This is a genomic window from Clostridium psychrophilum (assembly GCF_018861705.1).
GTDB classification, from domain to species: domain Bacteria; phylum Bacillota; class Clostridia; order Clostridiales; family Clostridiaceae; genus Clostridium_AD; species Clostridium_AD psychrophilum.
Genome location: NZ_JAHLEC010000004.1, coordinates 14323 through 37106, shown reverse-complemented (window position 1 = coordinate 37106; position 22784 = coordinate 14323). Strand labels below are relative to the sequence as shown.

General features: G+C 29.9%; 21 protein-coding genes. 16 read left to right on the top strand and 5 right to left on the bottom strand.

The features are described 5' to 3' along the window. The first annotated feature begins 22 nt into the window (after positions 1-22). On the top strand, positions 23-1234 hold the full coding sequence (locus tag KPL38_RS02195; RefSeq protein ID WP_216286325.1) for a hypothetical protein: 1212 nt from the start codon (positions 23-25) through the stop codon (positions 1232-1234). A gap of 158 nt (positions 1235-1392) precedes the next feature. On the opposite strand, the gene rfbA is transcribed toward KPL38_RS02195, so the two are convergent. Next, positions 1393-2289, bottom strand: a complete 897-nt coding sequence (rfbA, locus tag KPL38_RS02190; RefSeq protein ID WP_216286324.1) for a glucose-1-phosphate thymidylyltransferase RfbA — start codon at positions 2287-2289, stop codon at positions 1393-1395. A 236-nt stretch (positions 2290-2525) separates the two neighbouring features. Between rfbA and rfbF the strand changes: the two genes are divergently transcribed. From rfbF to rfbH, 5 genes are read left to right on the top strand one after another with little or no spacing between them, the layout of a single operon-like run. Then, positions 2526-3296, top strand: coding sequence for a glucose-1-phosphate cytidylyltransferase (gene rfbF, locus KPL38_RS02185; RefSeq protein WP_216286322.1), 771 nt, complete (start codon positions 2526-2528; stop codon positions 3294-3296). Further along, positions 3278-4369 (top strand): CDP-glucose 4,6-dehydratase, encoded by a 1092-nt coding sequence (rfbG, locus tag KPL38_RS02180; protein ID WP_216286320.1) that lies wholly within the window; start codon positions 3278-3280, stop codon positions 4367-4369. The genes rfbF and rfbG overlap by 19 nt, the downstream gene beginning before the upstream one ends. Positions 4370-4382: 13 nt before the next feature. After that, positions 4383-5321, top strand: coding sequence for an NAD-dependent epimerase/dehydratase family protein (locus KPL38_RS02175; RefSeq protein ID WP_216286318.1), 939 nt, complete (start codon positions 4383-4385; stop codon positions 5319-5321). 12 nt (positions 5322-5333) lie between these two features. After that, positions 5334-7097: a thiamine pyrophosphate-binding protein gene (locus KPL38_RS02170; RefSeq protein WP_216286316.1), complete on the top strand. Its 1764-nt coding sequence runs from the start codon at positions 5334-5336 to the stop codon at positions 7095-7097. A 6-nt stretch (positions 7098-7103) separates the two neighbouring features. Continuing rightward, positions 7104-8435 (top strand): lipopolysaccharide biosynthesis protein RfbH, encoded by a 1332-nt coding sequence (gene rfbH / locus KPL38_RS02165; RefSeq protein ID WP_216286399.1) that lies wholly within the window; start codon positions 7104-7106, stop codon positions 8433-8435. Between the two features lie 98 nt (positions 8436-8533). Here the strand turns inward: rfbH and KPL38_RS02160 are convergent, their stop codons facing one another. Both KPL38_RS02160 and KPL38_RS02155 read right to left on the bottom strand, forming a co-directional pair. Further along, the gene (locus KPL38_RS02160; protein ID WP_216286314.1) at positions 8534-9157 is read right to left on the bottom strand and encodes an acyltransferase; all 624 of its coding nucleotides are present in this window, start codon (positions 9155-9157) and stop codon (positions 8534-8536) included. A gap of 44 nt (positions 9158-9201) precedes the next feature. Beyond that, the gene (locus KPL38_RS02155; protein WP_216286312.1) at positions 9202-10275 is read right to left on the bottom strand and encodes a tetratricopeptide repeat-containing glycosyltransferase family 2 protein; all 1074 of its coding nucleotides are present in this window, start codon (positions 10273-10275) and stop codon (positions 9202-9204) included. A gap of 216 nt (positions 10276-10491) precedes the next feature. Here KPL38_RS02155 and KPL38_RS02150 point away from each other — a divergent pair, with 216 nt between their 5' ends. The 10 genes from KPL38_RS02150 to KPL38_RS02105 all read left to right on the top strand — a co-directional run bounded on the left by KPL38_RS02150 (position 10492) and on the right by KPL38_RS02105 (position 20161). Continuing rightward, the gene (locus KPL38_RS02150) at positions 10492-11886 is read left to right on the top strand and encodes a glycosyltransferase (protein ID WP_216286310.1); all 1395 of its coding nucleotides are present in this window, start codon (positions 10492-10494) and stop codon (positions 11884-11886) included. A gap of 103 nt (positions 11887-11989) precedes the next feature. Further along, positions 11990-12997 (top strand): UDP-glucose 4-epimerase GalE, encoded by a 1008-nt coding sequence (gene galE, locus KPL38_RS02145; protein WP_216286308.1) that lies wholly within the window; start codon positions 11990-11992, stop codon positions 12995-12997. Positions 12998-13025: 28 nt separating this feature from the next. Further along, entirely contained in the window at positions 13026-14096 is a 1071-nt protein-coding gene (locus KPL38_RS02140; protein ID WP_216286306.1) for a glycosyltransferase family 4 protein, read from the top strand. A 16-nt stretch (positions 14097-14112) separates the two neighbouring features. After that, positions 14113-14898 carry a glycosyltransferase gene (locus KPL38_RS02135; RefSeq protein WP_216286304.1) on the top strand — a complete coding sequence of 262 codons (786 nt, stop codon included), beginning with the start codon at positions 14113-14115 and terminating at the stop codon, positions 14896-14898. 46 nt (positions 14899-14944) lie between these two features. Continuing rightward, on the top strand, positions 14945-16078 hold the full coding sequence (locus tag KPL38_RS02130) for a glycosyltransferase family 61 protein (protein WP_216286296.1): 1134 nt from the start codon (positions 14945-14947) through the stop codon (positions 16076-16078). After that, a complete protein-coding gene (locus tag KPL38_RS02125) occupies positions 16079-16885 on the top strand; it encodes an N-acetyltransferase (RefSeq protein WP_216286294.1) in 807 nt (268 codons plus the stop codon). It begins immediately after the preceding gene. Then, positions 16875-18005: a glycosyltransferase family 61 protein gene (locus tag KPL38_RS02120; protein WP_216286292.1), complete on the top strand. Its 1131-nt coding sequence runs from the start codon at positions 16875-16877 to the stop codon at positions 18003-18005. Before KPL38_RS02125 ends, KPL38_RS02120 begins: the two co-directional genes overlap by 11 nt. A gap of 17 nt (positions 18006-18022) precedes the next feature. Further along, entirely contained in the window at positions 18023-18430 is a 408-nt protein-coding gene (locus KPL38_RS02115; RefSeq protein WP_216286290.1) for a sugar 3,4-ketoisomerase, read from the top strand. Between the two features lie 12 nt (positions 18431-18442). Next, positions 18443-19537, top strand: coding sequence for a DegT/DnrJ/EryC1/StrS family aminotransferase (locus KPL38_RS02110; RefSeq protein ID WP_216286288.1), 1095 nt, complete (start codon positions 18443-18445; stop codon positions 19535-19537). A gap of 234 nt (positions 19538-19771) precedes the next feature. Continuing rightward, positions 19772-20161 (top strand): DUF5661 family protein, encoded by a 390-nt coding sequence (locus KPL38_RS02105; protein WP_246577771.1) that lies wholly within the window; start codon positions 19772-19774, stop codon positions 20159-20161. Positions 20162-20261: 100 nt separating this feature from the next. Here the strand turns inward: KPL38_RS02105 and KPL38_RS02100 are convergent, their stop codons facing one another. Both KPL38_RS02100 and KPL38_RS02095 read right to left on the bottom strand, forming a co-directional pair. Further along, entirely contained in the window at positions 20262-21764 is a 1503-nt protein-coding gene (locus KPL38_RS02100) for a zinc ribbon domain-containing protein (protein ID WP_216286286.1), read from the bottom strand. 36 nt (positions 21765-21800) lie between these two features. Beyond that, entirely contained in the window at positions 21801-22706 is a 906-nt protein-coding gene (locus KPL38_RS02095) for a zinc ribbon domain-containing protein (RefSeq protein ID WP_216286284.1), read from the bottom strand. Between the last annotated feature and the right edge of the window lie 78 nt (positions 22707-22784).

Sequence of the window (22784 nt, the reverse complement as noted above, 5' to 3'; positions counted from 1 at the left end):
TATTTTAAAAGGAGGAAATTTAATGTCTGATATTATTATATCAAGTGTTGGTCCAACAGTCAGCTCGCAATTTAATGAGTTAAAAGTTGCAACAAAATTTCCAATTGTCGAATTAACGTCTGTGTATGGAGTATCTGATTTAAGAGATGTTATTATTACAACAGGTGCTGGAACAGTTACAAATACGGCTACAGAATATAGTGTTAATACGACGGCAAGTGGAGCAGATTCTGCGATTTTAGAAAGTGCAATGAGAGGAAGATATGAGCCTGGTTATGCAGGAGAAGTAGGAGTTGGTGTTCGTATACCCACTTTGCCAACAGGAAATCAAATTGCTCGATGGGGGTTATTTGATAATCAAAATGGTGTTTTTTTTGGTGCAACTAGCACTAATATTTTTGTTGCTATAAGGAGGGCAGGAGTTGATACTGTAATTAATCAGTCCGCCTGGAATGTGGATAAATTAGATGGAACAGGACCAAGTGGAGTGACACTTACACTTTCTAAAGGAAATATATATCAAATTGTGTTTACTTGGTATGGGTATGGCGTCATCGAATTTAGGGTAGTAATACCTGACCCAACTACTTTAGCACAAGAAGTTATTACGGTTAATCGATTCTCACCTATAGGTCAAACGAGTTTTGCTGATCCAAATCAACCCATAAGAGCACAAATTAACAACGCTGGAACAGGTACTAGTTTTAATTTATTTGTAGGAGGAAGACAATACAGTATTTTAGGAAAATATGAACCTACCTTTAGAGTAACCTCGGAGCGAAGAACCGTTAGTGATGTAACTACTACTTTGACACCTGTTATATCATTTGCTAGAAAGACGATTTTTCCAACTGGTTCAGCTAGAACAAACTCAGTTGAAGTTGATTTAGAAGAAATTAACCTTATAGCAACTTCTGCTGATTTAGGCTACCAAGTACTGCTAGGAGGTACAGTTAATGGCACATTTGTTAATTATCCAACGGCTACTACCATAATTCCTGATAGTGAAACTGCTCTTTTAGTAAACACAACCTCTACAACAATTACTGGTGGAGAAGTCATATTCCAAGGGATTATCTCAGGAACAGGAGGAAATTCAAGAGTGTTAGCTACTGCTGAACTATTAAACTTTGCCCTTCCTGATAATGCCATAGTCACGTTAGCAGTAGTTAGAATAGCAGGTTCGGGTACTAATACTGTCAACGCATCATTTAGTGTCACAGAGAGTTGGTGAATTAATTTGGTACAATTAATTTGCTGCAATTAATTATGTAATAGAATAAGCTACTTTAAGGGGCCTTCGATAACATTTTGAAGGCCTCTCTTATTAAAGTATTTGTATTACAAATAGAAAGGGAGTGTCATTTAAGATACTCCATGTATAATTAATTTCTATAGTGACATATTAGGAATGAGTTTTGTTTTTTCATTTGCTATCGCCATTAAATATTTTCCATATTGTGTTTTCATTAAGGGCTTAGATATTTTCAAGAGTTGATTTCTATCTATAAAGCCATTTAAATAAGCTATTTCCTCTATACAAGCTACATATAATCCTTGCCTTGTTTGTATTGCTTCTACAAAATTAGCAGCATCTAAAAGTCCACTATATGTTCCTGTATCAAGCCATGCCATGCCTCGACCGAGTAACTCTACTTTTAGTTTTCTCCTTTTTAGATATTCATTATTCACAGATGTGATTTCTATTTCACCTCTAGCTGACGGTTTAACATTTTTAGCAATATCTATTACATCATGATCATAAAAATACAGACCACATACAGCGTAATTTGATTTGGGTTCTTCAGGTTTTTCTTCAATGGATACTATATTATTATTTCCATCGAACTCAACTATTCCAAAATCTTTGGGATTACTTACATGGTATCCAAAGATAGTAGCTCCTTGTTTTCTATTTGCAGCGCTTTTAAGCCTTTGCGTAAAATTATAACCATAAAATATATTATCTCCAAGTATTAAAGCTACCCTATCATTTCCTATAAATTGTTCTCCTATTATAAATGCATCCGCAAGTCCTCTAGGATTTTGTTGAACAGCATATTGTAAATTAATTCCAATAAAACTACCATCACCAAGTAACTCTTTAAAACAAGTGATATCTCTGGGCGTTGAAATAATTAATATATCTTTTATACCTGTGAGCATCAATACTGATAATGGGTAATATATCATGGGTTTATCATATATAGGTAATATTTGTTTTGATATTGATTTCGTTATTGGGTAAAGTCGCGATCCAGATCCGCCTGCTAAAATAATACCTTTCATATTTTGCCTCCTGAAAAAGTCTATATTTATTAATATATTATAGTTAGTACAAATTAGTGCAACACATTATTTTAGTTAATGCTTTATCTTAGGGCACACTATTTATATTAATAAGTATAAAAGCTGAAATAGTATAAAAACTTCTTCACTATTATGAACTTTCTATTTGTTATTCACATAAAGTATAGTGTAGATAGAAAGAGCATTTGTTAAATTAATTATGGTGGTGAAATTAAATGAAAGTAGTAATACTTTGTGGTGGTAAAGGAACACGTATGCGCGAAGAAACAGAATACCGGCCTAAGCCTTTAGTTGAGATTGGCGGTAAACCAATTTTGTGGCATATAATGAAAAGTTATTCAAGTTATGGATTTAATGATTTTATTTTATGTGTTGGGTACAAAGGAGAAATGATAAAGCAGTATTTTATGGACATGTACTGGAGAAATAATGATTTTACTTTGCATTTAAGTGGTGATAGAGAAATAGAATATCATACAAAGGAAGAGGAAAAATGGAACATTACTATTGTTGACACAGGTAATGAAACACTGACTGGTGGAAGATTAAAACAAGTAGAAAAATATATAGATGATGATGAATTTATGTTTACTTATGGAGATGGATTAAGCAACGTAAATATTTTAAAGCTTTTAGAATTTCATAGAAAAAAAGGTAGAATAGGAACACTTACAGGGGTAAATCCTATTTCATCCTTTGGGGTTATGGAGGTTGAAGACGGAATCATTAAGGCTTTTAAAGAAAAACCTATTTTAAAGGATCGGGTTAATGGTGGATTTATGGTATTTAATAAAGAAGTGTTTAAATATTTACCGAGTAAAGATTGCTTTTTTGAACAAGAGCCTATTAAAAATCTTGCAAAAGATAAACAACTTGCGGTTTATGAGCATAATGGTTTTTGGGTGGCTATAGATACTATCAAAGATGTTCAAACGGTAAATAAACTATGGGACACGGGGGAGCACTTATGGAGCGAAGTGGAGTAGATTTGTTTAATAACTTTTACAAGGATAAAAGAGTTTTAATTACTGGACATACAGGTTTTAAAGGCTCATGGCTTTCAATTTGGCTTAATGCATTAGGAGCAACAGTTATAGGATATTCACTTGATCCCTATACGATGGATGATAATTTTGTTGTTAGCGGATTAAAATGTAAGGTCATAGATGTTAGAGGGGATATTAGAGATTATAACAAGCTTTTAGATATTTTTAATATGTATAAGCCAGAAATCGTTTTTCATTTAGCAGCTCAGGCATTAGTAAAAGAATCATATAAGATTCCAAAAGAGACTTATGAGACAAATGTAATGGGCACATTAAATGTACTTGAATGCATTAAAAATTCAGCGACCGTTAAAGTTTCCATTATGGTAACTACAGATAAGTGCTATAAAAATATAGAGCAGATATGGGGATATAAAGAAGTTGATCCAATGGGTGGATATGATCCTTATAGTTCTAGTAAGGGATGCGTCGAAATTCTTATAGATTCATATAGAAATTCATTTATAAATCCTAAAGATTATAGAACTCACGGCAAAGCTATAGCATCTGTTCGTGCAGGAAATGTTATTGGCGGTGGGGACTGGTCAAAGGATAGAATAATTCCTGATTGTATAAGGGCTTTAAAAGAAAATAAGGATATTGAAATTAGAAATCCAAAGGCAATTAGACCTTGGCAACATGTATTGGAGCCCTTAAGTGGATACTTACTACTTGCGTCCAAGATGTATGAAGATGGTGTTAGTTACTGTAGTGGTTGGAATTTTGGACCAAACTCAGATTCTATAGTTTCCGTTGGGAACATTGTAGATAAAGTAATAAAGGAGTGGGGACATGGTAAATGCAAAGATGTATTTATGGGAAATGAACCTCACGAAGCAAATATATTAAAATTGGATTGTACTAAGTCAAAAACTTATTTAAAATGGTTCCCAAAATTAAATGTAGATGAAGCAATAAAGCTTACTGTAGATTGGTATAAAAATTATAATGATAAAGATGTGTTTGATCTATGTGCTAGTCAAATAAAAAGTTACGTAAATAAAACAATTTAAGAGGTAATTTGATATGGAAAAGAGAGTATTGATTACAGGCGCTAGCGGGTTTGTAGGATCTTGTTTAACTCGAAGGCTACTTAAAGAAAACTGTAAAATTCATATTATAACAAGAGATGCTACTAATTTGTGGAGACTGGGCGGCACATTAAAGGATATAGAAATTCATAATTTGAATTTACTCAATAGTGAAAAAATATCTAAATTAGCGAGTGAGATAAGTGTAGATAAGATTTATCACCTAGCAACTTATGGTGGGTATCATTATCAAAATAAAGTAGAAGATGTGATAAATACAAATGTTATTGGAACCTTTAATTTATTTAGAGAATTTTCCAAGAAAGGTATTGAAATGTTTATTAATACTAGTAGCTCCTCTGAATATGGTGAGAAGTTTAAGCCAATGAGCGAGGGGATGAATCTTTCACCTAATAATATGTATGGAGCAAGTAAGGCAGCTGGTACTATTTTATGCAGTACTTATGCAAAAACTAATAATATACCTTTAGTTACATTAAGACTATTCTCACCATACGGATATTATGATGCTAAAACTAGATTAATACCTACAGTTATTATGGCTTGCCTTTTAGGAAAAGAAATTAAATTATCCAATAAAGATTCTAAGAGAGATTTCGTATTTATAGATGATGTTGTTGATGCATATATAGACTCAAGCAAGCAAGTAAATTCTTATGGAGAAATATTTAATATAGGAAGTGGAATACAATATACAACTGATGAAATTGTAAGTAATATAATCAATTTAACTGGTAAGCATGTAAGTATTCATTGGGAAAATAATTTGGATAGGCAATATGAACCACAAATGTGGGTTAGTGATATTAAAAAAGCTAATGAAAAACTAAACTGGGATCCTAAAGTTGAAATAAAAGTGGGACTAAATAATACAATAGATTGGTTTAAAGATAATTTACAATTTTATAGGTAGGTGGTAAATACTATGAAGTTATCAGATTATATTGTTGAGGTTTTAAAGGATAATGGAGTTACAACAGTTTTTGGGTATCAAGGTGGAGCCATAACTCATTTTGTCGATTCGATATATAAAGTAGAGGGGATTAAATATATATCTAATTATCATGAACAAGCATCAGCCTTTGCGGCTGAGGGGTATGCGAGAGTTAGTGGAAATATAGGAGTATGCACAGCCACTAGTGGTCCAGGTGCCACAAATTTAATAACAGGAATAGGAAGTGCATTTTTTGATTCTATTCCCTGTTTGTATATAACTGGTCAAGTTAATACCTATGAATATAAGAGGTCAAATGATATAAGACAAGAAGGATTTCAAGAAACTGATATAGTAAGTATAATAAAACCTATAACTAAGTTCGCAGTTATGGTTACTGATGCAAAAGACATAAGATTTTATCTAGAGAAGGCTTTATATATATCAAGATCAGGTAGAACAGGACCTGTTTTATTAGATTTGCCAATGGATATACAACGTGCAGAAATTGATCCAGAAGAACTAATAAGTTTTTATGAATCAGAGGAATATAGACTAATAATAAATGATAAGGTCTACTTAAAAGATGTTAATGAATTAATAGAGCTGATAAAAAACAGTGAAAGACCTATGATACTTGCAGGTGGAGGTATCAGACTTGCAAATGCAAGTAAAAACATTGAAAAACTTATTGAGATAACGGGCATCCCTGTAGCTTGCACCTTAATGGGAATAGATTGTATAAATCACAACCACGCATGTTACGTTGGTTATATGGGATCATATGGAAATAGGTATTCTAATTTAGCGGTTGCGAATTGTGATTTGTTAATAGTTCTAGGTTCTAGGTTAACCTCAAGACAGACAAGTTCCATAGCTGATAGTTTTGCAAGAGAGGCTAAAATAGTTCATGTAGATATAGATAAGAATGAACTTAATATCAAGGTAAAGGAATTTTTAAGCATAATATGTGACCTGAATTTATTTATAAGTGAATTGAATAATTCTTTATTAAAATTTAATTATAAATTTGATTTTACAGCTTGGATAGATAAAATAAACAACTACAAAGCAAGGTATCCATCATATGAGACTCATAAGGATACAAATGTTATAAACCCTAATGAATTTATGAATAAAATAAGTGAAATGCTAAATCCAAATTCTATAATATCTTTAGATATAGGTCAAAATCAAATTTGGGCTTCTCAATCTTTGAAACTGAAAAAGAATCAAAGATTATTAAATGCGGGTGGAATGGGACCAATGGGTTTTGGACTCCCGGCAGCTATAGGAGCATGGTATGCAAGACCCAATTATAAAATAGTTGCTATAACTGGCGATGGGGGTATTCAAATGAATATTCAAGAGCTACAAACTATAGTTTGTGAAAAAATACCTATAAAAATTATCATTATGAATAATAATGCATTAGGAATGATTAGACATTTTCAAGAACTGTATTTTGAATCAAATTATTATGGAACTATAGAGGGATATTCTGTCCCGAATTTTGTAAAAATTAGTGAGGCTTATGGTATAAAATCATTTAAAATAAGTAATGAAAGTGGTATGGATGAATTAAAAGAAAAGTTAAATGATAATGAAAGCTATGTTATAGAGGTAGAACTTAAAAATATAACTTATGTAATTCCCAAATTGGGTATAGGCAAACCAATAGAAGACCAAGAACCTCTTTTAGATAGAAAGGAACTTAAAGAAAATATGATAATTGATATGTATAAGTGCAAATAGGGGGCGATTAATATCAAAGATGAAAAGATAATAAGGAATGAGATACTTTCCAAAGTAAAGGAACTATATAAGATTCGAGAACAAAAGAAAGATTTCATACCAGGGAAGACAAAGGTAAATTATGCAGGGCGTGTATATGATGAGAATGAAATGGTTGCGGTTGTAGATTCAGTATTAGATTTCTGGTTAACACTTGGGGTTAAGGGAATAGAGTTTTGCGATAACTTTTCAAGATACCTTGGGGTAAAGTATTGTTTAGTAACAAATTCAGGTTCATCTGCTAATTTAATTGCAGTTTCTGCACTTTGTTCTAAGACAATCAAAAATCCAATGAAGTTTGGTGATGAAGTAATAACTACTGCAATGGCTTTTCCTACCACACTAAATCCAATAATTCAAAATGGGTTAATACCTGTATTTGTTGATATAGAAGAAGACACATATAATATTGACGCTAGTAAAATAGAAGAGGCTATAACTGATAAAACAAGGGCTATAATTTTTGCTCATACGTTAGGTAATCCTGCTGAGATGGATAAGATAATGGATATAGCTAAAAGGCATAACTTATATGTAGTGGAGGATACTTGTGATGCATTAGATTCAAGTTATGATGGAAAACTTTGTGGGACATTTGGAGATTTCTCAACTAATAGTTTTTATGCAGCTCATCATATTACAATGGGTGAGGGCGGTGCAATATGTACAAATTCTAATGAGTTATATAAAGCAGCGCTTTCTATAAGAGATTGGGGGAGGGCGTGTTTTTGTCAAACTGGTGAAGTTAGTGGTAAAGGTGCCTGCGGACATAGGTTTGATTATAAGTTTGATGGATTACCAGATGGGTATGATCACAAATATGTTTATAATAATATTGGTTATAACTTAAAACCATTAGATATTCAATGTGCAATGGGAACTGAACAACTAAAAAAGCTTCCGGAGTTTACGAAGGCAAGAAAAAATAATTTTAATAGGTTATATGAATGCTTTAAAAGATATGAGAATGTGTTTATATTGCCAAGATCTTTACCTAAAGCTGATCCATCCTGGTTTGCAATACCAATTACGATAAGAGAGACTGCTAGGTTTTGTAAAAAAGATTTTGTTACTTATCTTGAATCAAAACTTATAGAAACTAGAATGCTATTTGCTGGAAATATTCTAAAACAACCAGGGTACAAGGATATAAAATACAGAGTACCAGGAAATTTAAAATACACAGATGGCGTTCTTTATAGAACATTTTTCTTAGGGGTATATCCAGGAATAACAAAGGAAAAATTAGAATATATGATAAAAAGCATAGATAGCTTCTTTGCAAATAATATAAAATGAGATAAAGCTTACCTGTAATTATTACAGGGTAAGCTTTTTTTATTATAATGGAACAATCAATATTTTTATTAATAGTATACATAAGTTGATATATTGCATTATATTATTATCGGGTTATTTTTTCTATCCTCTAACACTTTTTTTATGTCAGTATCACTTCGAGTTCTAATCCATTTCTTCGTTATAGTATCATACATTTTAATTATTGTAGCAGGACTTCCAGCCACAATGCTGTAATCAGGAATGTTTTTTGTAACAAAACTGTTCGCAGCAATTACTGAGCCACGTCCAATATGGACATCACCAACAATTGAGGCATTTACACCTATCCATGAACCTTCTCCAATTACTATTTCATTTGTTATTGAAGTTATTCCTTGATGCATAATTGGAATGCCGATACTTTCATAATTGTGACTACAGTCTGATATATAAACATTAGGTGCAATTATAACATTTTTTTCAATAGTACCTTTATTAGCAATAGAAAATGTAAAACGACTTCCTATTTGACATCCATCTTCTATAACAATTTTAGGTGAATTATTATTCTCATATGAGCAAATGTTAAGCCAACAATTATCTTTTACAAAGGTGCCAGTACCGATATAAGTATAGCTAAAATTACTTATTTTATAATCTTCTAGAATTATAGAATTGTTACCAAAACTATAGAATAATTTTGATGCTGGGCTATTACTAATTATTGCGGGTTCTCCCATAAAATTTTGCCCCCATATTTAGAATGTATTTATAAAATGATAACTTATACAGCAGTTCTTTTATAATAATCCCTATTTGCAATTATAGCTGGAGAGTTAGGCTTAAACTGTGCAGCTTTATCATTATATTTAATTGATTCATCTCTATTTCCTATTCTGTCATAGCAAACAGATAGCTGTATATTGGGTATATAACCCCAAAAATCATGCGATATAAAGCCCCATCCATTAATTGGTTTATCGAGTTCTGCTGCAATCTTATACCAGACGATAGCCTTGTTATAGTCTCCGGATTCAAAATAATAAGTTCCTATATTACAGCATATTTCAGCCCTTGGAGTATCATATTCAAAACTTCTAAGTAATATTTTAAGCATATTTTCTTTATCACCTACAATGTTATAACATTTAGAAAGATCAAAGCAAGAACTTATATTATCTTCTACCCAGCCTTTTCCTGAGTCTAAAAATTCATTGAAGTATTTTATTGCTTCTTCAATAAATCCATTTTGAAATAATTCCCTGGAATAATAAAAGAGGCCTCTTGGACTCAAAGATTTTCCCTCTGATAATAATTTCTTATATATAGATATATTTCTACCTTGCACTGCTGCATGTTCTTTTCTATGTGTTATACAAGCATCTAGGTTTTTAATATTGCCTCCCATTATTAGGCATTCATGAACAGGTTCCGACCATTTAGAATTATTTGTACGTTTTGATAAGCGTTCTCTAAAATATGATAGTGTAACTGTTCCATTTGCATCAAAACCTACGTTATACATTAGCATTACATGATCCACATCTAGAGTTAAGTCTTGCTTAAGTTGTTTGAATTTTTTTATGTCTTCTTCTAAAATGACATCATCGGCATCTAACCAAAGGATAAAATCCATTTTGGCTTTAGAATAAGAGTAATTTCTAGCGGCAGAAAAATCGTCAATCCACTTAAAATAAAATACTTTGTCTGTGTATTCTAAAGCAATTTTTTTTGTCTTATCGGATGAGCCAGTATCTACTATGATTATTTCGTCAACAATATCCTTAACACATTCAAGGCACCTACCTAAGACATCTTCTTCATTTTTTACAATCATACATAAACTTATAGTTACCATATAAACCTCCTAAAAAAAATCTACATTATATAATATGCTATGGTTTAAAATAGGAAACATATTTATAAATAAAAAAGAAAAATGCCTATTATATTATATTTTATAGAAACATAAATAAGTATTTGGAAATAGGACAGGTACATTATTTAATACTCTGAATATTATGTAATTGGAGCATAATTTGTAGCACTAAGTGTTAGAGGAAGGGATAAAGTAATGATTAAAAGTAGAAAAACTTCTATAATAATTCTAACTTACAACAATCTCGTTTATAACCTTATATGTGTTGATAGCATAAGGAAATACACTAAAGAGAATACCTATGAAATAATTGTAGTGGATAATAATTCTACTGATGGAACAAGACAGTGGCTTAAAGATCAGAAGGATATAGTGGCTATTTTAAATGATGAAAATGTAGGATTTCCAAAAGGCTGTAATATTGGGATAGCAGCTGCAGAAAAAGAAAATGATATTTTGTTATTAAATAATGATACTGTAGTTACTCCAAGGTGGCTTGATAACCTTAAAACATGTATATATAGTGATGATAAAATTGGAGGAGTTGCTTCTATAACTAACAGTTGCTCTAATTATCAGTCTATAAGTGTGCCTTATATTGATGTTAAAGATATGATTCCATTTGCAGAAGTTATTAATATTTCAAATCCAAATAAGTGGGAAGAAAAAGTTAGACTTGTGGCATTTTGTATGCTTATAAAAAGGGATGTTCTTAATAAAATTGGCATTTTGGATGAAAGGTTTTCACCTGGAAATTTTGAAGATGATGATTTAAGCATGAGAATTATAGAAGCAGGATACAAGATGATGCTGTGTAATGATAGTTTCATACACCACTTTGGTAGTTCATCTTTCAAAAAAGATTATACTAAATTTAGCAATATTCTAACTGTAAATCGTAAAAAACTTGAAGATAAGTGGGGTTTTAATTCTAACGTAAGTAATACAGTAAAATTTGACATATTAGAGCGTATAAATGAGCCAAAAGAAAATGAATTTACTATACTCGAATTTGACTGTGGACTTGGGGCAACGCTACTTAAATTAAAATATAAATACCCTAATTCTAAGATATATGGTATAGAAACAAATCATAATATAGCAAAGCTAGGTGAGAAAATTTTAGAAACAATGACAGAGGATTTTGAAGAAAATTATAATATGAGCTTTGAAAAAGATAAAACAAATTTTTTTGACTATATAATTATTGGAAATAGACTACAACAAAGTAAGGATCCCTTTAAACTTTTAAATGAAGTGAAAAAATTTTTAAAGCCTGGAGGATATATAATTGCAACCATTCCCAACGTAATGCATGTCTCAGTTATAAAAGGGTTATTAAGTGGAAGTTTTATGTATGATAAAAATTCAATTTTAGATAGAAGCAATAATAAATTTTTTACTTTAACAGATATATACAAAATATTTGACGAGTGTGGATATACTAATCCATTTGTATTTCATTATTACAATGAATTAGCACCAGAAGATGATAAGTTATTAGATAATATTTGTAACATTGTAGGACCTGAGATGAAAGGATATTTCTTATCTTATGAATATGTAGCTAAGTTTCAGAAGAGTTTATAGTGGGATGCAATTAAAAGATGAATAATATGACTAGGAACTATTATTTCCCATATCCATATGATGAATTGTATGAAAATTATAATTCAAAAGGAGAAGATTTATTATGGAAGTACTGGTCACAGGAGGAGCAGGTTATATTGGAAGCCATACTTGTGTTGAATTATTAAATTCAGGATATGAGGTTATAGTTGTGGACAATTTTTCTAATAGTAAAGCAGAATCATTAAAGAGAGTTCAAGAAATAACAGGAAAACATTTAAAATTTTATGAGGCAGATATTTTAGATAAAGTTATTTTAGAAAAGATTTTTTCTGAAAATAAAATAGAAGCTGTAATACATTTTGCTGGATTTAAAGCCGTAGGGGGATCTATAAAAAAACCAATTCTTTATTATCATAATAATATTACAGGTACACTTATACTTTGTGAAGAAATGAAAAAACACAATGTTAAAAAATTAGTTTTTAGTTCCTCTGCAACTGTTTATGGAATGCCAAAGAGTGTTCCTATAAGCGAACAGTTTCCTCTAAGTGCTACTAATCCTTATGGCAGAACTAAGTTAATGATAGAAACAATTCTTCAAGATATTTATGCATCAGATAAAGAGTGGAGTATAGCTATATTAAGATATTTTAATCCTATAGGTGCTCATCAAAGCGGAAGAATAGGTGAAGATCCAAATGGCATACCAAATAATTTGATGCCATTTATTACTCAGGTGGCAGTGGGCATAAGAGATAAATTAAGTATATTTGGTGGTAATTATGCTACACATGATGGCACAGGAGTTAGAGACTATATTCATGTTGTAGACCTTGCTAAGGGACATTTAAAAGCTTTGGAAAAAATTGCGAAAAGTAGAGATATCCAGTCTTATAATCTTGGAACTGGAGTGGGATATAGTGTTTTAGATGTAGTTAAAAACTTTGAAAAGGCTACTAATAAAAAAATACCATATGTAATATCAGAACCTAGATTGGGAGATATAGCGGAATGTTATGCAAACCCTATAAAAGCAAAAACTATTTTAAAGTGGAGTGCAGAAAAAAATATTCAAGATATGTGTATTGATGCTTGGCGTTTTCAAGTTAACAATCCAAACGGATATTGAAAGCTTAGAGAAAGGAATGATAATTAAAATGAAAAAAAATTTTACCTTATACTGGCCAAGTTTTGTAGATGTGGAATTATGTAAAGATTTGGGCATAATTACTATGATATTTAGTAAATATTTAAACTACAACAGTTCGATTTTATGTAATAAAAATCAAGAAAATTATGATGAAGTAACAAAGGAAAATATCACAATGATTTATGCAGTTGATGATGCCATTATTAATAATGCTTTGGAAAATACGGATGTTCTATTGCTTATAGGTTATTATGATTTTAATTTAAGAATGATAGAAAGGTATAAATCAATTAATCCAAAAGGGAAAATTTATTTGAAACTTGACTTAAATATACATTGGTTAAGAAGAATAGTACTTGGTCAGGAGAATACTGATTTGCTGAATCAGTGTGCTCTTATTTCGGTGGAATGTAAAAACCTTAAAAATACACTCTATGAAAATTGGCCAGTAAAAATTGAATATATACCAAATGGGTATTATAACGCGGGTATTACTAGAAATATCGAATACAAAGAGAAAGAAAATACAATCATTACGGTAGGAAGATTGGGAACTTATGAAAAAGCCACAGAAGTTTTGCTTGAGGCATTTAAATTAGCATCCCCAAATCTAACAAACTGGAAGTTAAAACTTATAGGGAGTATAGAACCATATTTTCAAGCATATGTTTATAATTTTATAGAGACTAATCCAGAATTAAAAGATAAAATTATTTTTACCGGAAGAATTAACGATAGAGAATTAATTGAGGAAGAGTATAAAAAGGCAAAAATTTTCTGTCTTACTTCAAGATGTGAGGGATTCCCAAATGTATTTGGAGAAGCTGCTAATAAAGGTTGCTATATAATTTCGTCAGATATAGATCCTGCATGGGATATCACTGATGACAAAAAATATGGGAGTGTGTTTCCTATAAATGATCATGTAGCTCTTGCAAGTGAAATGATAACAGTTTGCTTAAATGAAGCAAGACTAGAAACAGTATGCAGGGATATTCAAATTTATACAAAAGAGAACTTTGAATGGATAAAACTTTGTGAGAAGATCGAATCTTTCTTAAACGAAAATAATGAATAAGAAAGGAGATTGATTTATGGATAATAGCAATCTAGTCAGTGTATTGGTTCTATCTTATAATAATTTAAAATATATGAAAGAATGTCTAAATTCAATTTTAGAGCAGAATTACCAGCAGATTGAAATTATTATAAGCGATGATTTTTCTAGCGACTTTAAGAAAGATGAAATAGAACAATTTATACTGGATAATAAAAAAGGAAATATGGTTAATTATGTAATAAATCAAAATTCAAACAATTTAGGAACAGTTAAGAATTTAAACAAAGCAATTAGCTTAGCTAGTGGTAATTATTTTATTAACCTTGCTTGTGATGATGTACTATTTGATGTTGAGGTTATAAGTAATATTGTAAAATATTTTTTAGAATCAAATTATTTGGTATTAGCCGGATATGTAGCGCAGTTTGATGAACAATTAAAGGAATGCTTATTAACAACTCCTACATGGCAATATATTAAACAAATACATGGGAACCCTATTGATTGTTATAGACTATTGTGTGCTGGTAATTTTATACCTGCGCCTGGTATGTCTTATAAAAGAGAACTTATAGATAGATATGGTATGTATGATGAGGAATATAAGTTGCTAGAGGATTATCCAAGATGGCTGTATTTATCAAGGAATGGATGTAGTATTGGATTTCTACCACAATATATTGTTAAGTACAGAAAGGGAGGTATCTCATTTAATAGAGATGATAAGAATGATAAAATTTATAATGATGATTTAGTTCTAGTTAAAGAAAAGGAAATATTTCCTTATGTGAATACAATCAAGGATGTAACCTACAAGTAGAAGAAAATATATTAGACATTTTAAAGCTAAAAGGAGGTTTTAATTTGTGAGCATTGAAAGAAAATTAAAAACTATTTCATGTAAAGAATACTGCAATATTCATAATTTTAAATATTCGTTGCAACAAAAGGAAGATTATCAGAAGATTTATACACCAGATTACAGAGAAAATCCTAAAGCTAATAATTATATAAATGTTAAGTATCCTGAAATTTATATAGCTGATTTAAATAATGTAAATATAATTGGTGAAAATTATATAATTTTTGATGGTAATAATTATGGTATATATGATATACCATTTAATGATGATGAAAATAAATATGATTTAAAATGTAATAACACAACATATGTAGATAAAAATATTACTTGTATTAACTATAATGAACCAATTGAAACTGTTGATGAAGGAATAATGCTTATAGGAGCTTGTTCTTATAATTTTTCTCATTTTCATACAGAAGTGTTATCTAAATTATGTTTTATTAATGAAATAAATGAATACGATAATGTTCCAATATTGATAGATGAAATTTGTACTAATACACCTCAATTTATGGAAGAGTTAGAAATGCTAAATAAGAATGTAAGAAAAATTGTTGTTTTAAAAAAAGGGTCTGTTTATAATATAAAAAAATTAACATATATTTCAGATTTAGGAATTTATCCTTTTCAGATTAAAGAGGGTTATTCGCTTAAAAATAAAGACTGTGTCTTTAATAGCCTAGGTATCAAATTGTTAAATGAAAATTTATCAATTAAAAGTAATATATTTAGAAAAGTATTTATTTCTAGGAAAGCATCAGGTAACCCAAGACTTGAAAATCAAGATATAGTCGAACAAATTTTTGTAGATAATGGATATGAAATGATTTTTCCAGAACTTATGTCTTTTGCTGAAAAGTTAAAATTGTTTTCTGAAGCTAAAATTATAGCTGGGGTATATGGTGCAGGATTCACTAATATTTTATTTGCTAATAATAATGCAAAAATTATATGTATACAACCAAAAGCCATAGAATGGCCTTGGATTTCAAATATAGCAGGAATACTCGGGCAACAGTGTTATTTTTTAGATGCTCTGCTTTCTAAAGAAACACCATTTAGGTATTATCAAAATAGTTTTAAATTAGATGAAGAATATCTAAGAAAGTTTTTAAATCAATTTGAGGGTGATTGAATGAATAATTGTATGATTTCAAATAGTGCAATGATCAAAGAAAATGTAATTATTGGTGATAATGTAATAATAGAAGACAATTGTTATATAGATTACGGGGTAATATTAAGAGATAATGTTCATATAAAAAAAGGAAGTTATATTGGAGCTAGATGTATTATTGGAGAATATTTAATGGATTTCTATTCTGATAGAATAAACAAGGTTCATCCTTTAGTAATTGGAGAAAATGCATTAATTAGGAGCGACACAATTGTTTATGGTGAAACAACTATAGGAAGTAATTTTCAAACTGGGCACAGGGTAACTATAAGAGAAAGGTCAATCATAGGAAATAACGTTAGAGTTGGAACCTTGTGTGATGTGCAAGAAGATTGTAGCATAGGTAATTATGTTAGCCTGCATAGTAACGTATTTGTGGGAGAAAAAAGTGTAATAAAAGATTATGTGTGGATTTTCCCTCATGTTATATTAACTAATGATCCAACACCTCCGTCTAGAACCATAATAGGAGTTACAGTAGAAGCGTATGCAGCAATTGCTGCTGGTAGCATAATCTTACCTGGAGTAAATATAGGTGAGAATTCATTAGTTGGAGCAGGAAGTGTGGTAAGTAAAAATGTAGAAAAAGAAACATTGGTAGTTGGTAATCCAGCAAAGAAGAAATCTCAAATACAAGAGATAAGAAATAAGCAGACGGGGCAGCAAGTTTATCCCTGGAAGTATACTTTTTCTAGGGGAATGCCATGGGAGAAGCTAGGATATAAGCAATGGTTAAAAAGGGAGGAATCACTAAATGAACATTGAAAAGAACTTAAAGAATATTTCATGTAAAGAATATTGTAATATCCATAATTTTAAATATTCTATTCAACAAAAAGAGTATACTCAGAAAATTTATATACCAGATTACAGAGATAATCCTGAAGTCAATAATTATGTATATGTTAAGTATCCCGAAACTTATATAGCGGAACTTTATAATGTAAATATAATTGGGGGAAATAGTATAATTTTTGATGAAAATGATAACTGTATTTATGATTTACCACTGATGGATGATGAAAACAGATTTGAACTAATATGTGGTAATGCACTTTTTGTGGATAAGAATATTACCTCTGTTTGTTATAACAATTCAACTAAGATAATTGAAGAAGGAATTATGCTTATAGCAAATGCATCTTTTAATTATTTCCATTTTAATTTGGAATCATTGTCTAAATTATGTCTAATTGATGACTTAGGAGAATACAATAAAGTCCCAATATTAGTTGATGAAAGATGTCTTAGAATTCAATCCTTCAAAGATGAATTAGATATGTTAAATTTACATGGTAGGAAAATAATTTATTTAAAACAAGGATATTCTTATAATATTAAAAAATTAGTATATTTGTCAGACTTAATTATTTCACCTATGAATTTTAAAAAAGATGTATTGATAAGATATGATGATTATATAATTAATGAAGTAGCGGTAAGACTGCTTCATGATAAGTTATCCATTAATAATAATATAACAAGAAAATTATTTATATCTAGGAGAAATTGTAGTCTAATTAGAGTAACTAATCAAAATAGAATTGAACAAATTTTTAAAGAGTATGGTTATGAAGTAATATATCCAGAAGAAATGTCTTTTCAGGATCAATTAAAGACTTTTTCTGAAGCTGAATTCATAGCTGGTGCAAGTGGCGCTGGATTTACAAATATTTTGTTCGCTAATAAAAATGCAAAAGTAATATGCATTTTACCTAAAGAAATAAAACTTACCTGTTATTCCAATATTGCTGGTATATTAGGACAAGAGTGTTATTATTTAGACGCAAAAATTCATTATAATACAAGTATTGTTTATTATCAGGACAGTTTTGAATTAGACGAAGACTATTTAAAAAAGTTTTTAGAAAGCTTTAAACACTAATATTAAGGAGCGGCAACATGTATAATTGTTCATTACTTAAATTTATGAATATAAGTAGTAAATATGGTGATTTAACACCTATAGAGGAAACGGTGGATGTTCCTTTTGATATAAAGCGTATATATTATATTACCAAAGTACCACAGGGAATTGAAAGAGGTTTTCACGCACATAGGAAACTTCATCAAGTACTCATATGTCTTAATGGTTCTGTTAAAATAAAGGTAAAAAACCCAAAAGAAGAGAGTGAATATATATTAGATAATACATCAGTTGGTTTGTATATTGGACCTTATATATGGAGACAAATGTGTGACTTTAGTGAGGGTGCTGTTCTTTTGGTACTTGCATCGGATTATTATAATGAAAATGATTATATAAGGAATTTTGACTTTTATATGCAAGAGGCAGTCAAAAGATATTAGGGAGTGATTAGGGTGGAAGTACCATTTTTAAATCTTGAACCGATGCATAGCAAAATAAGAGATGAGATTATAGAATCTTTTAAAAGAGTATATGATAGAAATTGGTTTATATTGGGACAAAGCGTAGAAAATTTTGAAAAGGATTTTTCAAAGTATTGCAATACTGATTATTGTATAAGTTGTGGCAATGGATTAGATGCGCTTTGCCTTATATTAAGGGGTTATGATATAGGTGAAGGTGATGAAGTGATTGTGCCATCTAATACTTATATAGCAACTGCTTTAGCAGTTTCGAATGTTGGAGCCAAGGTAGTTTTGGTGGAGCCAGATATCAGAACATTTAATATAGATGTAAATAAAATTGAAGAAGCTATTACAAAAAGAACTAAAGCAATTATTGCTGTTCATTTATATGGAAGGCCTATAGAGGCTGATAAAGTAAAAGAGTTATGTAAAAAATATAATCTGAAATTTATAGAAGATGCAGCGCAAGCTCATGGAGCTATGTATAAGGGTGAAAAAATAGGAAGCCTTGGTGATGCAGCTGGTTTTAGTTTTTATCCAGGAAAAAATTTGGGAGCATTAGGTGATGGTGGAGCTATTCTCACCAATGATATTGTTTTGGCACAAAAAGTGAGGGCTTTAAGAAACTATGGTTCAAATATTAAATATCACAATGAATATAAGGGTGTTAATTCAAGATTGGATGAAATACAAGCGGAATTTTTAATAGTAAAGCTAAAAAATCTTTATAAATGGAATAATGATAGACGAAAAATCGCAAAGTTCTATATTGAAAAAATAAATAACAGTAAATTAATTCTTCCAGATGTGAATTTAGTTAAGGATTCCATATGGCATGTATTTCCTGTGAGAGCCGAATACAGAAATGAATTACAGCAGTATTTAAAAGATAAAGGAATAGGAACTTTAATTCATTATCCAATACCTTTACATCTACAACAGGCTTATAAGGATTTAGGCTATAAGATTGGCGATTTTCCAATAGCCGAAGAAATCTCGAAGACTGTATTAAGTTTACCAATGTGGTATGGAATGAGTGAAGACGAGATTAATTATGTGATAGATGTTTTAAATAAGTGGTAAAGATGTATTAATAATATTATAGGATGGATAACAAGAATATTAGGTTAAATCTAGCTGAAATAATGCTAGATTTTCTTTTGGGTTAGAATAAGAAAACCATTTGTTGAAGGTTGTTGGAGTATAGCAATATAGATGTTATAATGAAGAAAAAATATTCTAATTAATGAAAAGTGATATATTAAAATGAAATTAAGCAATACTAATAATGTAGATAGAATAACGGAGGGTGATTATATGTCAAAAAACAAAACATTTACAAGTTCTGAAGCTAAGAAAATCGGCGAATCGCTTGGGATAAATTGGAGCAAATTTAATGTAGAACAATTTAAAATTGGTATGATGGTTGAACTAGAACATGGCAGTATAGATCCTGATACAAATGTTACAGATAATGATTCATTAGTTACAGGCAAAATAGCACTTGCACATTTATCAGAATATCCAGATTATTATACTAGACTTGAAAAAATGGAAGATGAAGCAGAAGAATACTGGGCAAAGAAACTTGGAAAAGACGTAAGTAATAAAAAAATATATACAGGTGAAAATGATGAAGAGGTTTTAAATTGTGAAGGTAATCCTTGTAATTTTGTATACGATGATACAGAGATAGAAAAAGAATAAAATATTTATGATATAACACGTAAATATTTATTAGACAAACATAAATAAATTAAAAATAAAGAAATAGCTGTAGCAAAATTAAATTGCTACAGCTATTTCTTTATTTTGCTTTATTGATGCTTGTAAATTGATAGCTAGATGTAGATTCATTGTATTTAAACTGATACACATAACTAAAAGATTTATTATAAGCGATACCATCGCTAGGTGTAATGGTATAAACTTCAGAGCTAGTTATGCTTCCAGATTTGTTATCATCACTAATGTTGTAATTAGTAATATCAGTTGAAATAACTTCTTCTTGTATTCCAGCTACGTAGGTAGTTGGAATATATGTTTGTTGTTGACTATATAGTTGACTTCCATAAGCTACATAAGGGTCAATTAATGATACATTATTTATATTAATACCCTGTGTTAATGAATAGGCATAATTGCCTAAAAGATCCTTTACTTGATTTTTAGCATCATCTAATTCATTGGTAGAATTCTCAAAACTCAAATAAAGTTCTGTGTCACCAGTTGAAACTGGATATTCTTCACTTTTAAAGGTTCTACCGTTTTCTACATATGTAGCATATATTTTTGATGAACTTTTTATAGGCCCAAAGTGAGAAGCATCTTTAACCTGCACATTTGTGTTTTTTCCATCAATATAGATTTCAGCACTAGGGTTATCAGATGTTATATTTAAGTAACTCAAATCATCAAATACACTTAATTCTGTTATCCCATTATTAGAAGATACAAGATTTACAGGATAAGGTGTATTTAAAGTAATATATTTTCCTTTATAATTAGCCAATATTGAGTAATTGCCAGGAATGTATGGTCCAAATTCTTTAGCAGAATTATCAGTATCGCTTTTACCTATTTCAATATTGTTAATTGAGAAAGTGACATCTTTAACTGCAGATGTTATTTTAATAAAAGAAGGTTTAATGTTAATTTTGTATTTAGAAAAAATTAAAAAGCTTTTCCCACTTTTAGTTAAAGTGAGCGTATTGCCTGATGTTATGCTAAGATTTTTAATATCCTTGGGACTAAGGGCATCATTTTTTAAATTCTCAACCACATCATTAAAATATGCTGGAGTGCTTTTAAAATAAGATAATAATGGGGTGATGCTCTTACTATCTACTTTAAGTCTTGAATCATTAGAGGATAGTATAGTCGCTAAATCAGAAGCATTATTAGAAGCAACATCTTTTTCAAATCTTGTTACAAGTTTATTTGGATCGGATAAAGAATTGCCAACGTTAATAATCACGACTGATGCTATTATTAGGAAAACAATTAGTATCATAACTATCTTAGACTGTTTTGATATTTTAGTATTAGAAGCACTATTATCTATAGGTGTTTTACTACTTGATTCTGTATCATCAACTGAATCCATATTATCATTTGAATCAGTTTTTTCGTTTGAATCTTTATTTTCAACTTGATCATTTTTTTTATCTAAATTAATTTTTTTGAACGAATTAGTAGCATCAACTGAATCAGGCTTGTTAGTATCGTCGCCTCTTAAGTCATTACCACAGTAGGTGCAAAAAAGTTTTTCGTCTGTAATTTCGTTGCCACATTTAGTGCAAAATTTCAATTTAAGTCCTCCAATCTTCTATTGTTAATTAAATAATTAGTTACTATATAGGTTAATTGTTGATTTAATTACAGTTACTAAATTAGAAGTAATAAAATTTTGAACTGATATATAATATGCTACAAAAGTAATTAAAGAGGCTATAGATGCAACCAAAACACATAAATCTGCTTTTAGTTGCAAACTTTCTTTAACTATAATAGCTAAGGTAATAACCGCAATTAATATTCCTAAAATTAAGAAACCTATGCCTAAGTATAAAGAGAAATAAGAAACTAAGATAGATATAATTTCACATGTAAAAATAGGTAAAGTAGAAATTGTTATAACCTTAAATATTGTGAATGCTGAGCATTTTGATTTTACTAGAATATTTATTCCTAAGTATATACAAACGAATAAAACAAGTACACCTATAAGGTAAACAGCACAATTCCCAATAAATATTTGGCCATAAGGAATAGTAATTAATGATTTAAATTGATTAATAGTTTTATTTAAACTTATTAAGTCATCAGTAGTAAAGTTAAAAGGTGAACTTGATCCCAATGAACTATATAGCGAAGAAAAATACATAAGATATTTTGGAATAATATCTTGTAAATTGCTAAAAACTTGATTTACTCTCCAGACACCAAGTATACCTTGTAGCAATGCTAGAATTATTGTTATACTGATAACAGAGCTTTTCTGAGCTTTAGCAACAAAGTTAATACCACCAGAAACAGGCTTTAATACTGAACTTTTTAAAGTATTAATTATTTCAGCAAAATTAATTTCATTTGTTATTGATTTGACATGCTCAAATGCATGTTCTACTTTCTCTGTGTTTTGATTTTGGGTTGAGTTTTGATTTAAGGGTTGATCTACCTTAACTCCACAACCTGGACAATATAAATCATCCTTCTTAATTTCACAACCACAACTGCTACAATATGACATAGTGTTCCTCCTAAATTGACTTTATAATTTACTATTAGTGTTGTTAGTGCTAATATTGCACATAACATATATTCGATA

What these genes read in the sequence shown, in the direction of transcription:
- KPL38_RS02170 (WP_216286316.1), top strand. Translation starts at nt 5,334, where the DNA reads ATGAAGTTATCAGATTATATTGTTGAGGTTTTAAAGGATAATGGAGTT.
- KPL38_RS02155 (WP_216286312.1), bottom strand. Translation starts at nt 10,275, where the DNA reads ATGGTAACTATAAGTTTATGTATGATTGTAAAAAATGAAGAAGATGTC.
- KPL38_RS02160 (WP_216286314.1), bottom strand. Translation starts at nt 9,157, where the DNA reads ATGGGAGAACCCGCAATAATTAGTAATAGCCCAGCATCAAAATTATTC.
- rfbF (WP_216286322.1), top strand. Translation starts at nt 2,526, where the DNA reads ATGAAAGTAGTAATACTTTGTGGTGGTAAAGGAACACGTATGCGCGAA.
- rfbA (WP_216286324.1), bottom strand. Translation starts at nt 2,289, where the DNA reads ATGAAAGGTATTATTTTAGCAGGCGGATCTGGATCGCGACTTTACCCA.
- KPL38_RS02125 (WP_216286294.1), top strand. Translation starts at nt 16,079, where the DNA reads ATGAATAATTGTATGATTTCAAATAGTGCAATGATCAAAGAAAATGTA.
- KPL38_RS02095 (WP_216286284.1), bottom strand. Translation starts at nt 22,706, where the DNA reads ATGTCATATTGTAGCAGTTGTGGTTGTGAAATTAAGAAGGATGATTTA.
- KPL38_RS02195 (WP_216286325.1), top strand. Translation starts at nt 23, where the DNA reads ATGTCTGATATTATTATATCAAGTGTTGGTCCAACAGTCAGCTCGCAA.
- galE (WP_216286308.1), top strand. Translation starts at nt 11,990, where the DNA reads ATGGAAGTACTGGTCACAGGAGGAGCAGGTTATATTGGAAGCCATACT.
- KPL38_RS02135 (WP_216286304.1), top strand. Translation starts at nt 14,113, where the DNA reads ATGGATAATAGCAATCTAGTCAGTGTATTGGTTCTATCTTATAATAAT.
- KPL38_RS02115 (WP_216286290.1), top strand. Translation starts at nt 18,023, where the DNA reads ATGTATAATTGTTCATTACTTAAATTTATGAATATAAGTAGTAAATAT.
- KPL38_RS02150 (WP_216286310.1), top strand. Translation starts at nt 10,492, where the DNA reads ATGATTAAAAGTAGAAAAACTTCTATAATAATTCTAACTTACAACAAT.
- KPL38_RS02105 (WP_246577771.1), top strand. Translation starts at nt 19,772, where the DNA reads ATGTCAAAAAACAAAACATTTACAAGTTCTGAAGCTAAGAAAATCGGC.
- rfbG (WP_216286320.1), top strand. Translation starts at nt 3,278, where the DNA reads ATGGAGCGAAGTGGAGTAGATTTGTTTAATAACTTTTACAAGGATAAA.
- KPL38_RS02120 (WP_216286292.1), top strand. Translation starts at nt 16,875, where the DNA reads ATGAACATTGAAAAGAACTTAAAGAATATTTCATGTAAAGAATATTGT.
- KPL38_RS02175 (WP_216286318.1), top strand. Translation starts at nt 4,383, where the DNA reads ATGGAAAAGAGAGTATTGATTACAGGCGCTAGCGGGTTTGTAGGATCT.
- KPL38_RS02140 (WP_216286306.1), top strand. Translation starts at nt 13,026, where the DNA reads ATGAAAAAAAATTTTACCTTATACTGGCCAAGTTTTGTAGATGTGGAA.